The sequence below is a fragment of the Streptomyces sp. LN549 genome (assembly GCF_043203805.1).
GTDB lineage: Bacteria > Actinomycetota > Actinomycetes > Streptomycetales > Streptomycetaceae > Streptomyces.
Map to the genome: position 1 here is coordinate 4,467,037 of NZ_JAZHRI010000002.1, position 13,193 is coordinate 4,480,229.

8 protein-coding genes are annotated in these 13,193 nt (G+C 69.7%); 5 read left to right on the forward strand and 3 right to left on the reverse strand.

Annotated features, from left to right (window positions below):
• Positions 1–13: 13 nt before the first annotated feature.
• The 3 genes from SH922_RS20105 to SH922_RS20115 form a co-directional block, all read right to left on the reverse strand.
• Positions 14–838 (reverse strand): hypothetical protein, encoded by an 825-nt coding sequence (locus SH922_RS20105; RefSeq protein ID WP_393059307.1) that lies wholly within the window; start codon positions 836–838, stop codon positions 14–16.
• Positions 839–1,019: 181 nt separating this feature from the next.
• Positions 1,020–2,078, reverse strand: coding sequence for a metallophosphoesterase (locus SH922_RS20110; protein ID WP_393059308.1), 1,059 nt, complete (start codon positions 2,076–2,078; stop codon positions 1,020–1,022).
• 173 nt (positions 2,079–2,251) lie between these two features.
• Entirely contained in the window at positions 2,252–3,364 is a 1,113-nt protein-coding gene (locus tag SH922_RS20115) for a LacI family DNA-binding transcriptional regulator (RefSeq protein ID WP_326737456.1), read from the reverse strand.
• A gap of 371 nt (positions 3,365–3,735) precedes the next feature.
• Here SH922_RS20115 and hisC point away from each other — a divergent pair, with 371 nt between their 5' ends.
• The 5 genes from hisC (at position 3,736) to SH922_RS20140 (ending at position 13,145) form a co-directional block, all read left to right on the forward strand.
• On the forward strand, positions 3,736–4,815 hold the full coding sequence (hisC, locus tag SH922_RS20120) for a histidinol-phosphate transaminase (protein ID WP_393059309.1): 1,080 nt from the start codon (positions 3,736–3,738) through the stop codon (positions 4,813–4,815).
• Between the two features lie 275 nt (positions 4,816–5,090).
• Positions 5,091–6,599 (forward strand): cytochrome ubiquinol oxidase subunit I, encoded by a 1,509-nt coding sequence (locus SH922_RS20125; protein WP_393059310.1) that lies wholly within the window; start codon positions 5,091–5,093, stop codon positions 6,597–6,599.
• A gap of 17 nt (positions 6,600–6,616) precedes the next feature.
• Positions 6,617–7,618, forward strand: coding sequence for a cytochrome d ubiquinol oxidase subunit II (gene cydB, locus SH922_RS20130; RefSeq protein WP_393059311.1), 1,002 nt, complete (start codon positions 6,617–6,619; stop codon positions 7,616–7,618).
• Positions 7,619–7,664: 46 nt separating this feature from the next.
• A complete protein-coding gene (gene cydD, locus SH922_RS20135; RefSeq protein WP_393059312.1) occupies positions 7,665–11,249 on the forward strand; it encodes a thiol reductant ABC exporter subunit CydD in 3,585 nt (1,194 codons plus the stop codon).
• Positions 11,250–11,312: 63 nt separating this feature from the next.
• Positions 11,313–13,145 carry a GAF domain-containing sensor histidine kinase gene (locus SH922_RS20140; protein ID WP_393059313.1) on the forward strand — a complete coding sequence of 611 codons (1,833 nt, stop codon included), beginning with the start codon at positions 11,313–11,315 and terminating at the stop codon, positions 13,143–13,145.
• Positions 13,146–13,193 lie beyond the last annotated feature (48 nt).

A 13,193-nucleotide genomic window follows, 5' to 3' on the forward strand; every position in this document is an offset into this window, starting at 1 on the left:
GCGCCGGCCAAGATCAGTCCAGCTCGTGCTCGGGCCCACCGAAGTCGGGGCTCGTGAAGTCCGGACTGGTGAACGTCGGGCGGGGCGCGGCAGCCGGGCCGTCGTCCGGGCTGGAGAAGTCCGGCCTGCTGTAGCCGATCTTCGGGATGCGGTTGGCCGAGCGGTGCGGGATGCGCGCGGCCGGGGCGGCCCCGGGGTCGGCGAGGGCGTCCCGGAGGAACGGCAGGATGCCGCGTTCCAGCAGGGCGTGGCGCCAGGCCTCTCTGGCTCGTGCCACATCCTCCGGCAGCTCCTCGCCCTGCTCCTCGGCGGCCACCGATGTCGAGCCGTTGCGCAGAGCCGTGACGAGGAGGCCGACCGCGGCCACGAGGATGGCGGCCGCGGTCGCTGCCGTGAAGAACCAGCCCGCGCCGACCATGGTGCGCGCGAACGACGGGGGCGGGTCGAGCGCCTCGAGGAGGTAGCCGATGAGCAGGAAGATCACCGCGGCGGTGCCTGCCAGCACCGGGGCCAGCACGGTGATGACGACCCCTATGCCGGCGCCCGACTGGTGGGCGCCGGCCGGGCCGACGTCGGCTTCACCGTCCTCTTCCGGGCCGGCGGCCGCGGCGCGGATCTCTTCGCGAGCCTTCACGTAGTGCTCGTACTCGGTGGCCGCCGCCGCCGTGATCAAGGCTGTGGCAGCCATTGCCATGGTGCGCAACTGCACCGGATTGAGCCGTTCGCCGACAGCGGCCAGATCCGGACGTTCATGGGCGTGACGCAGTGCGTCGTCGAGGATCCGCTCGTACTCGGGCCGGTCCTCGGTCAGCAGGTGCGGAGCGCTGTTCATGTGCATCCCCCGATGCTCCGTAGGGCCTGTGTGCCCGCTCGAACCGGGCAGTCGGGCAAAAACGGAGGAGAGCCTGCTACTGATACGCCGATGGTAGAGCGCCCACGGCACGGGGTGACAGGGGGTTTCCGTAAATAGGCCCAGTGACCGGCGTATTCAGGTCGGGATGCGTCTTCCCCGAAGAACGTCAGTCATGCAACGGGAGTTGAACCACGAGTAGCTTTCCGGCCATGGTCACTCCGCCGTCCATGGCGATGGCGAGCCCGTCCGCGTACACGTGCGGTCCGTCCACCAGCGGCCCTGACCTGTCCTCGCCGTCCTCGGAACCGACCTCGCCCAGAAGGTAGGGAATGGGGCTGTGGCCATGGACGACGCGTCGGCCGCCGTAGGCCGCCATGAGCTCCTGCACGGCCTGAGGACCCGATTCGTCGCGGAAGGCGAACCGCTTGGTCAGCTTGCGGAAGAGGTCCCAGCACTCATCGGCGTCGTTTCGCGTGAGAATGGCGTGCACCGTGTCGTTGACGTCCTCGATGGTGGATCCGTAGTCGAGGTACGCCGTCGTGTCCGAGTGCATCAGGAGGTGCTCGTCCTCCTCGACGACGGCGTCGAGTCGGGACATCCACTGGAGGTGGACGTCCTGGAGCCGCTCCATGTCCGTCTTCTGGCCGCCGTTGAGCAGCCAGGCGGCCTGGAAGGTGGCGGTGCCGGCACCGGAGTTGACCGGGGTGTCGCCGAACCGCTTGGCACCGATGAGCAGCAGCTCGTGGTTGCCCATCAGGGCCTTGCAGTAGCCGCCGGCGGCCGCGGCCTCGGCGGACAGCCGCATCACGAGGTCGATGACGCCGATTCCGTCGGGTCCCCGGTCGGTGAAGTCGCCGAGGAACCAGAGCCGGGCATTGCCCGCGGCCCAGCTGCCCTCGGAGTCGATCAGGTCCTGCTCGGTGAGGGCGGCGAGGAGCTCGTCCAGATAGCCGTGGACGTCACCGACGACGTACAGCGGTCCGAGACCCGGCTCGCGGGCGGGCCGCGGGTCGGGCACGGCCCGTACCTGGACGGTGTCCTCGCGGGTGATCACGGGGAGGTCGCGCGCGGTCGGTGTGTATCCCTCCGGCGGCTCGCCCCCCGGGAAGGCGTTGCCCGGGTGCGGTGGGGCGGGCGGCGCAGGGGACTGCGCATAGGGCGGTACGCGGAAGTCGCGCAACGTCGCCGTCCGCACCACGGGTTCCTGACCGGCCCCCTGTGTCATCGACCCCTCCACCACCGTCGTGCCGCCGTACACCTGACGGGCCCTGCTGGTCGGGGTGGTCCGCGGTGTCGTGCGCCCATCATAGGAATGAGGATCGTGCTCTGTGACGCACCAGGGGTGGTGAATCCGCGCGCACGCCAGGTTCATCGGTCGATTGGTCCCAATTGGCCTGATCAATCCCCTGCCGGGGAGCGTGGCGCGCTGACCGTGGTGCGTGGCGGACGGCGTTGCGAGGAGGTCCGGACGATGAGCTCCGTCGGTATGACCTGTTCCACCGGTCCGTCCTGGTCGACCCCTTCGATGGCGTCGATGAGCAGCTGGACGACCGCCGTACCGATGCGGCGCGGTTTGAGCGAGAGCGTGGTGATGGGCGGCTCGGTCGTCGCGTACACGGTGGACTCGCTGCAGCAGACCAGGAGCAGGTCCTCCGGGACGCGCAGGCCGTACCGGCGGGCGGCCGCGAGCAGATCCGTGCCGTTGGGGTCGAAGAGGCCGTAGACGGCGTCCGGGCGGTCCGGACGGGCCAGCAGGCGGTCGGCTGCCACCGCGCCCGCGCACGGGTCGTGGGCGGGGTAGGACTCGTACACCGGGTCCTGGCCGACGCGCTCGCACCAGTGGAGGTACGCGGTGGTGGACAGCCGGGTGTAGGTGTCGGTGGTGGTGCCGGTGAGCAGTCCGATGCGGCGGGCGCCGGCGGCGGCGAGGTGGTCGAGGAGGTCGAGGACGGCTGCCCGGTGGTCGTTGTCCACCCACGCGGTGACCGGCAGGGTCCCGGCCGGCCGGCCGTCGGAGACGACGGGCAGCCCCTGGCGTACGAGTTCGGTGACCACCGGGTCCTGGTCGGAGGGGTCGATGACGACGGTGCCGTCGAGCGCGACGTTCGACCAGACGTCGTGGCGTGAGGTGGCGGGAAGGATGACGAGGGCATAGCCGCGGGCGAGCGCGGCGGAGGTGGCGGCTCTGGCCATCTCGGCGAAGTACGCGAATTCGGTGAAGGTGAAAGGTTCATCCCCGTAGGTCGTCACGGTCAGGCCGATCAGGCCCGACTTGCCGGTTCGGAGCGTTCGGGCCGCGGCGGAAGGGCGATAGCCCAGGCGCTCGGCGACCTCGCGGACATGGCTGCGGGTGGCGTCCGGGAGCCTGCCCTTGCCGTTGAGCGCGTCGGAGACGGTCGTGATGGAGACCCCTGCGGCGGCGGCCACGTCCCGGATTCCTGCTCGTCCCTGCCGGCCGCCGCGCCGGGGGGTCTCCGTCCGGCTCACCTGGTGCTTCCCTGCTGCTGTCATGGCGAGCCGATAGTAGGGCTCGGGCGGGCACTTGGCCCGGTCGCATATGCACTCCTTGACAGGCACGTTTCTGCATGGTCATCAAGCCCCAATTGCCTTGATAACACAGGGTGTTATGGGGTGGTGCCATCGTGTGTCACGTGTCGGGCCGGATGGGCCTGCCGATAGGTCGATGTCTCGAAGAGGTCTCAACTCACCTCTTCGAGGGACGCGCGCCACGGAGTGAGCCACCGGCGCACGCCACGACGAGGGGCGCTCCCCCTCATTCCGGGGTCCACCGGACTAATCCTCGGTCCGCCCATTCGCACCGGCACTCAATCCTCATAAGGTGAGCAGTATTGATGTGTATGGACGGTCGAGGAGGACCTGCGGTGAGCGAGACGAGCCCCAAGCTGCGTGCCGAACTGGATGGCGTCCCCGCCTATGTGCCGGGCAAGCCGGCCGCGGCGGACGGACCGCTCGCGTTCAAGCTGTCCTCCAACGAGAATCCGTATCCGCCGCTGCCGGGGGTGATGGAGTCCGCGCTGGCCGCGGCCGCGAACTTCAACCGGTACCCGGATCTGGCCTGCACCGGTCTGATGAACGAGCTGGCGGACCGTTTCGGTGTGCCGCTCTCGCACCTGGCCACCGGCACCGGTTCGGTCGGCGTGGCCCAGCAGCTGCTGCAGGCCACCTCGGGTCCGGGTGACGAGGTCATCTACGCCTGGCGTTCCTTCGAGGCGTACCCGATCATCACCCAGGTCAGCGGGGCGACGTCGGTGAGGGTGCCGCTGACCGACGGCGAGGTGCACGATCTGGACGCGATGGCGGACGCGATCACCGACCGGACCCGGCTGATCTTCGTCTGCAACCCGAACAACCCGACCGGCACCGTGGTGCGCCGGGCGGAGCTGGAGCGGTTCCTGGACCGGGTGCCGGGCGATGTGCTCGTGGTGCTCGACGAGGCGTACAAGGAGTTCATCCGCGACGTCGAGGTCCCCGACGGCATCGAGATCTACCGGGACCGGCCCAATGTGGCGGTGCTGCGGACGTTCTCCAAGGCCTACGGTCTGGCCGGACTGCGGGTCGGCTTCGCCGTGGCCCATGAGCCGGTGGCGGCCGCGCTGCGCAAGACGGCGGTGCCCTTCGGTGTCAGCCAGCTCGCCCAGGACGCTGCGGTGGCGTCACTGCGGGCCGAGGACGAACTCCTGGGCCGGGTGGGCTCCTTGGTGTGCGAGCGGCAGCGCGTGTACGAGACGCTGGTACGGCAGGGCTGGACGGTGCCCGAGTCCCAGGCGAACTTCGTCTGGCTGCGGCTCGGGGACCGTACCGCCGACTTCGCCGCGGTCTGCGAGAAGGCCGGTGTGGTGGTCAGGCCCTTCGCCGGCGAGGGCGTGCGGGTCTCGATCGGGGAGGACGAGGCGAACGACCTGTTCCTGAAGGTGACGGAGTCGTACCGCAAGGATCTGTAGCGCCGGCCGCCTCCGGCCGCCGCGGCCCCGTACCTCGTTCCCGAGGTGCGGGGCCGTTTGCGTGGGTGGACGCAGGTGCCGGGGGTGTCTGCTTCGGGGGCAATGATGGGCTACGTCCCGGAGGGGTACCCCGGCCGTACCTCCCGAAAGCCTGTGCGCCATAATTGCTTGTGAATGTGAACGCGTTCACAAGCGTGTCCTGTTTCCTCCGTTGTTCAGTCGGATTTATAGGACAAACTGCCGGTGTATCGGCGGCGACGTAAGGAGAAGACGACGTGGAGCTGGCTCTGGCGCCGGAGACCCTGGCGCGATGGCAGTTCGGAACGACCACCGTCTACCACTTCCTCTTCGTTCCTCTGACGATCTCTCTCGCCGCGCTCACCGCCGGCCTGCAGACCGCCTGGGTGCGAACCAACAAGGAGAAGTACCTCAGGGCCACCAAGTTCTGGGGAAAGCTCTTCCTGATCAACATCGCCATGGGCGTCGTCACGGGCATCGTCCAGGAGTTCCAGTTCGGGATGAACTGGTCCGACTACTCGCGGTTCGTCGGCGACATCTTCGGGGCCCCGCTCGCGTTCGAGGCGCTGATCGCGTTCTTCTTCGAGTCCACGTTCATCGGCCTGTGGATCTTCGGCTGGGACAAGCTGCCGAAGAAGATCCACCTCGCCTGCATCTGGATGGTCTCGATCGGCACCATCCTCTCCGCGTACTTCATCCTGGCCGCCAACTCCTGGATGCAGCACCCGGTCGGCTACCGCATCAACAAGGAACGCGGGCGCGCCGAGCTCACCGACTTCTGGCACGTGCTCACGCAGAACACCGCGCTGGCCCAGTTCTTCCACACCATCACGGCGGCCTTCCTGGTCGGCGGGGCGTTCATGGTCGGCATCGCCGCCTTCCACCTGGCGCGCAAGAAGCACATCCCGGTGATGCGGACCTCACTGCGGCTGGGCCTGATCACCGTGGTGGTCGCCGGTCTGCTCACTGCCGTCAGCGGTGACCAGCTGGGCAAGGTGATGTTCAAGCAGCAGCCGATGAAGATGGCGGCGGCCGAGGCGCTGTGGGACGGGCAGAACTCCGCGCCCTTCTCGATCTTCGCGTACGGGGATGTCAGCAAGGGGCACAACTCCGTCGAGATCTCGATCCCCGGGATACTGTCGTTCCTCGCCGACGACAACTTCGACTCGTACGTCCCCGGCATCAACGACATCAACAAGGCCGAGCAGGAACGCTTCGGGCCCGGCGACTACCGGCCCAACATCCCCGTCGCCTTCTGGAGCTTCCGGTGGATGATCGGCTTCGGCATGGCGTCCTTCGGCCTCGGAATCCTCGGACTGTGGCTGACCCGGAAGAAGTTCATGCTGCCGCCGGGGATGCGCACCGGTGAGGACGAGGTGCCTCACCTGGTCCTTTTCAAGAACAAGGCGCTGAGCCCGAAGCTGGCCAAGTGCTACTGGATCGTCGCGCTGTGGACCCTGCTCTTCCCGCTGATCGCCAACTCCTGGGGATGGATCTTCACCGAGATGGGCCGTCAGCCCTGGGTCGTCTACGGAGTCCTGCAGACCCGTGACGCGGTCTCCCCCGGCGTCTCGCAGGGCGAGGTGATCACCTCGATGATCCTGTTCACGCTGCTCTACGCGGTCCTCGCCGTCATCGAGGTGAAGCTGCTCGTGAAGTACATCAAGGCCGGCCCGCCGGAGCTCACCGACGCCGACCTCAACCCGCCCACCAGGATCGGCGGCGACCACGACGACGCCGACCGGCCCATGGCCTTCTCCTACTGAGAACAGGGAGCCGAGAGATGGAACTCCACGACGTCTGGTTCGTGCTCATCGCCGTTCTCTGGACCGGCTACTTCTTCCTGGAGGGATTCGACTTCGGGATCGGTGTCCTGACCAAACTGCTGGCCCGGGACCGCAAGGAACGACGGGTTCTGATCAACACGATCGGGCCGGTCTGGGACGGCAACGAGGTCTGGCTGCTCAGCGCCGGCGGAGCGACCTTCGCCGCGTTCCCCGAGTGGTACGCCACGCTGTTCTCCGGCTTCTACCTGCCGCTGCTGATCATCCTGCTCTGCCTGATCGTGCGGGGTGTCGCCTTCGAGTACCGGGCGAAGCGGCCCGAGGCGAAGTGGCAGACCAACTGGGAGCACGCGATCTTCTGGACGTCGCTGATCCCGGCCCTGCTCTGGGGTGTGGCCTTCGGGAACATCGTCCGCGGCGTGAAGATCGACGCGGACATGGAGTACGTGGGCAACTTCTGGGATCTGCTCAACCCGTACGCGATTCTCGGCGGACTGGTCACGCTCTTCCTCTTCACCTTCCACGGAGCGGTGTTCGCCGGGCTCAAGACGGTCGGTGACATCCGGGCCCGGGCGCGCAGGCTGGCGCTGAAGCTGGGCGCGGTCACCGCGGTTCTCGCTCTGGGATTCCTGATCTGGACCCAGATCGACAACGGTGACGGCTGGAGCCTGATCGCGATGATCGTCGCCGTGGTGGCCCTGGTCGGGGCGATCGGAGCCATAGCGGCGGGGCGCGAGGGCTGGTCCTTCGCCTTCTCCGGGGTGACCATCGCCGCCGCGGTCGCCATGTTGTTCCTGACGCTCTTCCCGAACGTCATGCCGTCCTCGCTGAACGATGCCTGGAGCCTCACGGTCACCAATGCTTCGTCCAGCCCGTACACGCTGAAGATCATGACCTGGTGTGCGGGGATCGCCACTCCCGTCGTCCTGCTCTACCAGGGCTGGACGTACTGGGTGTTCCGCAAGCGGATCGGTACGCAGCACATCGCCGACGCGCACTGAACGCAGTGAGTGCCTTGACCGAGTCGAGCTCCATGGGGTGTTTCACGTGAAACCGATCGATCCGCGTCTGCTCCGCCACGCCCGTGCCACTCGCCTGTTCCTGGTGGCTGTGGTGGTACTCGGGCTGGCCGGAGCGGCGCTGGTCATCGCTCAGGCGATGCTCGTCGCCGAGTTGGTGGTGGGCGGTTTCGAAGACGGACTCACCGGTGCGGGACTGCGCACACCGCTCCTCCTGCTCGCCGCGGTCGCGCTCGGCCGGGCCCTGGTTTCCTGGCTCACCGAACTGGCTGCCTACCGGGCCGGTGCGGCCGTCAAGTCCGAACTGCGCGGGCGCCTTCTCGCCCGGGCGGCAGAACTGGGCCCGGACTGGCTGAGCGGGCAGCGCACCGGCTCGCTGGTGGCTCTCGCCACGCGGGGGATCGACGCGCTCGACGACTACTTCGCGCGCTACCTCCCGCAGCTCGGACTCGCGGTGGTCGTACCGGTGGCGGTACTGGCCAGGGTTGTCACCGAGGACTGGATCTCGGCCGCGATCATCGTGGTCACGCTGCCGCTCATCCCGCTCTTCATGATTCTCATCGGCTGGGCCACCCAGTCGAGGATGGACCGTCAGTGGAGGCTGCTCTCCCGGCTCTCCGGGCACTTCCTGGACGTGGTCGCGGGGCTGCCGACGCTGAAGGTCTTCGGCCGGGCCAAGGCCCAGGCCGAGTCCATTCGCACCATCACCTCGCAGTACCGGCAGGCCACCCTGCGTACCCTGAGGATCGCGTTCCTCTCGTCCTTCGCCCTGGAACTCCTGGCGACCCTGTCGGTGGCGCTCGTCGCCGTCACCATCGGCATGCGACTCGTGCACGGTGAGCTCGACCTCTACACCGGGCTGGTGGTGCTGATCCTCGCGCCCGAGGCCTACCTGCCGATCCGGCAGGTAGGCGCCCAGTACCACGCCGCGGCCGAGGGACTCTCGGCCGCGGAGGAGATCTTCGCCGTTCTGGAGACGGAGCCCAGCGAGCCGGGTACGCAGGAAGTCCCCGGCTCACTGCGGCTGGAGCTGGAAGAAGTGACCGTTCGGCACGCCGGGCGCACCGAACCCTCGCTCGCCGGGGCCTCGCTGGTGGTGGACGAGGGGGAGACCGTCGCCCTGGTCGGTCCGAGCGGCGTCGGCAAGTCCACTCTGCTGAACGTGGTGCTGGGGTTCGTGGCACCTGACGAGGGCCGGGTGCGGGTCGGCGGGACCGATCTGGCGGCCCTGTCCTCCGAGCGCTGGCGCGAGCGCATCGCCTGGGTGCCGCAGCACCCCCATCTCTTCGCGGGCACGATCGCGGAGAACGTCCGGCTGGCCCGCCCAGGGGCGGACGACAGCGCGGTGACGGCCGCGCTGCGGGACGCCGGGGCGTACGACTTCGTGTCCGGGCTGCCGGACGGTGCCCGCACACTCCTCGGCGAGGACGGTGCGGGGCTCTCCGCCGGACAGCGCCAGCGGCTCGCGCTGGCCCGGGCGTTCCTCGCCGACCGGCCGTTGCTGCTGCTCGACGAGCCGACCGCGAGCCTGGACGGCGAGACGGAGGCGGGCATCGTCGAGGCGGTACGACGACTGGCGGTGGGCCGGACCGTGCTGCTGGTCGTCCACCGGCCGGCGCTTCTGGCGGTGGCCGACCGCGTGGTGACACTGTCGCCTGCCGGATTGGCCGAGCGGGTGGCGGACGAGGCGTTCACAGCGGTGCCGGGGGTGGCATCGGCCGCGGCGTCCGGGACAGTGCCGGGGGCGGCGGCCGTTGCGGTGGCCGAGCCGGTGGGGGCGCAGACCGCCGCCGTGGCGCCCGAGCCGTCACGTGACCCCGAGGCGCTGCGGGACACCACGGCGTGGACAGGACACGTACTCGCCCGGGTGAGGGAGGCCGCCGGCGCACAGCGCGGCCGGCTGCTGCTGGCCCTGTTGCTGGGAAGCCTCGCGCTGGGCTCGGCTGTCGGCCTCATGGCCGTTTCCGGCTGGCTGATCTCCCGCGCCTCCGAACAGCCACCGGTGCTCTATCTGATGGTGGCGGTGACGGCGACCCGCGCCTTCGGGATCGGGCGGGCGGTCTTCCGCTACGCCGAGCGCCTCGTCTCGCACGACGCCGTGCTCCGGATGCTCGCCGAGCTCCGTGTCGCCGTCTACCGAAGCCTGGAGCGCATCGCGCCCGCGGGCCTGCGCCGGACCCGGCGGGGCGACCTGCTCTCACGGCTCGTCGCCGATGTGGACGCCCTTCAGGACTACTGGCTGCGGTGGCTGCTGCCCGCAGGGACCGCGGTCGTCGTAGGGGCGGGAGCCGCCGGTTTCACCGGCTGGCTGCTTCCGGAGGCAGGCCTCGTGCTGGCCGCCGGACTGTTGCTGGCCGGGGTCGGGGTCCCGCTCGTCAGCGGAGCCTGTGCCCGGCACGCGGAGCGCCGACTGGCACCCGCACGGGCCGATCTGGCCACCCGGATCACCGACCTGCTCGGCGGAACCGCCGAGCTGACCGTCGCGGGTGCGCTCCCGGGACGCGTGGCCCGGACCCGGGAGGCCGACGGGGTACTGACCCGGATCGCCGCCCGGGCGGCGGCCGCCACCGCGCTCGGCAGCGGTCTCAGCGCCCTGATCGCCGGCCTCACCGTGGTCGCGGCCGCCCTCGTCGCCCTTCCCGCAGTGGCCGATGGCCGACTGGCCGGGGTGGAACTCGCCGTGGTCGTCCTTACCCCGCTGGCCGCCTTCGAAGCCGTGACCGGCCTGCCGCTCGCCGTGCAGTACCGGCAGCGGGTCAAGCGGAGTGCGGAGCGGGTGTTCGAGGTGCTGGACGCCCCGGTCCCCGTGCAGGAACCCGCCGTCCCGGCCGAGGCTCCCACATCGCCCTTCCCGCTGGAGGTGCGGGGGCTTTCCGCCCGTTACGCAGGGGCGGGACACGATGCGTTGGACTCCATCGACCTCACGCTGGAGGCAGGCCGACGCATCGCGGTCGTCGGACTGTCCGGTTCCGGGAAGACCACGCTCGCCCAGGTCCTGCTCCGGTTCCTGGACGCGCGGACGGGGACGTACCGGATCGGCGGGGTGGAAGCGTCCGCGCTGGACGGGGACACCGTCCGGCGGATCGTCGGCCTCTGCGCCCAGGACGCCCATATCTTCGACAGCTCCATCCGGGAGAACCTGCGGCTGGCCCGCACCGGCGCGACGGACGGGGAACTGCGCGACGCCCTCGGCCGGGCCAGGCTGCTCGACTGGGCGGAGGCGCTGCCGGACGGCCTGGACACGCTCGTCGGTGAGCACGGCGCCCGCCTCTCCGGCGGTCAGCGTCAGCGGCTCGCGCTGGCCCGGGCGCTGCTCGCGGATTTCCCCGTGCTGGTCCTGGACGAGCCGGCCGAGCACCTAGACCTGCCGACGGCCGACGCCCTGACCGCGGACCTGCTGGCGGCCACCCAGGGGCGTACGACCGTACTGATCACTCACCGTCTCGAAGGGCTGGACGCCATCGACGAGGTGGTGGTGCTGGAGGCGGGTTCCGTCGTCCAGCGCGGCCCGTACGAGGCCCTCGCAGCGGTGGAAGGGCCTCTGCGCCGGATGCTGAAGCGCGAACGGGAGACCACTCTCGCTGCCGGCGAGCCGGTGGGCGCGCACGCCTGAGATGTCCTGTCGGCCTTCAGCTCTCGACTTTCCCTGGCAAAAAGGACTAACTACGCTCTGGGTATGTCAGAGCAGGACCCGAACCACCCGCAGCATTCGAAGGACCCGAATCACTCGGATCAACCGCTGAAGCCGTCGGGCTCAAGGGATCCGCTCGATCCGACAGGCCCCCTCGACCCGCTCGATCCGACAGGTCGGGCAGGCCCGACGGACTCGGTCGACGCCGCGACGGAGGCGACCCGCAGCCTGCAGGGCCTGTCCACCGAACTCACCGCCCGCGTACCGCGGCTGCTGGAAGCCATGCGGTCGGTGGGCACGGGGCTCGAACTCCACTCCACGCTCGACCGGATCTGTGAGACGGCTGCCGAGTTGGCGCACTCCCGCTATGCGGCCATCGGTGTCGTGGACGAGGATCGCAAGGGGCTCTCCGACTTCGTCACGTACGGAGTCTCCGATGATGTGGCGCGCAGGATCGGGCACAGGCCGGACGGGCACCGAGGGCTGCTCGGCGCCCTCATCCACGACCCGCGCCCGCTGCGTCTGGCCGACCTGACGTCTGACCCGAGATTCGCCGGCTTCCCGCCGGGCCATCCACCGATGCGTACGTTCCTCGGCGTTCCGATCCGGGTCCAGGGCGAGATCTTCGGCAATCTGTATCTGGCCGAAAAGACCGACGGCGGCGAGTTCAACGACTACGACCTGCACATGGTCCGCGTGCTGGCCACCGAGGCCGGCATCGCCATCGGCAACGCGCGGCTGTACGAGGCAGCCAGGCAGCGTGAGCGGTGGATCGACGGTTCGGTGGCCGTGACCACCGCCTTGCTGTCCGGCGGGGACGCCGACGACGCGCTCTCCGTCGTTGCCGAGCAGGCCCGCCATCTCGCCGGATCCGCGGCCGGCATCGTGCTGCTGCCGGCCGAGGACGGGGGACTGGAGATCGTCGCCGTCTCCGCGGAGGACCCTTCCGCCTCGCTCGGAGTGATCATTCCGGCGCACAGTCCTGTGGTGGCCAGGCTGCTGAGTGGCGAGGCGGTCTTCATCGACGACTCGGCCACAGACTCCCGCATGATCACCAGGCTGGCGCACCGGTTCGGCCCGAGCATGATGCTCCCGCTGCACAGCGGGGGCCGGGTGCTCGGTGCGCTCGCCACCCCGCGCGCCAGGGGCGGCCGGCCGTTCACGGAGACCGAGCGGACCCTCGCCACCCAGTTCGCCTCGCAGGCCGCCCTGGCCCTCATGATGGCCGAGGCGCAGCGCGACCGGGAGCGGCTCGCGGTCTACGAGGACCGCGACCGCATCGCCCGCGACCTTCACGACCTGGTCATCCAGCGGCTGTTTGCCACCGGGATGATGTTGGAGAGCGCGCAGCGCCGATCGGACGTGCCGGAGGTGCAGACCGGGGTGGGCAGGGCGGTCGACGAACTGGACGTGACCATTCAGGAGATCCGTACCGCGATCTTCGCGCTGCAGCAGGAGCCGGCCGAGGCACCTTCCGGGCTGCGGACCCGCGTTCTGCGCGAGATCAACATGGCTGCGGTCCCGCTGGGATTCAAACCGTCGCATCGTTTCCTTGGGCCGGTCGACTCCCTGGTCGGTGAGCTGACCGGGAAGAACCTGATCGCGGCGCTCCGGGAGGCGTTGTCCAACGCCTTCCGTCACGCCGGTGCGGCACGGATCGATGTGGTCGTCGACGCGACCGCCACGCTGCCCGACGGACGGGACGCGGTGCGGCTCTCGGTCGCCGACGACGGGGTGGGCATCCCGGCGGGCGGCCGGCGCAGCGGGCTGCGGAACCTGGCTCGCCGGGCGGAATCACTGGGCGGGGCCAGTTGGTTCGGGCCGGGCATCGGGGAGGACGGCGCCGGTACGACGGTGGTGTGGCAGGCGCCGCTCTGACCGCCGGGGGCGGGTGGGAATCGGCCCTGCGGCTCTGACCGCCGGGGG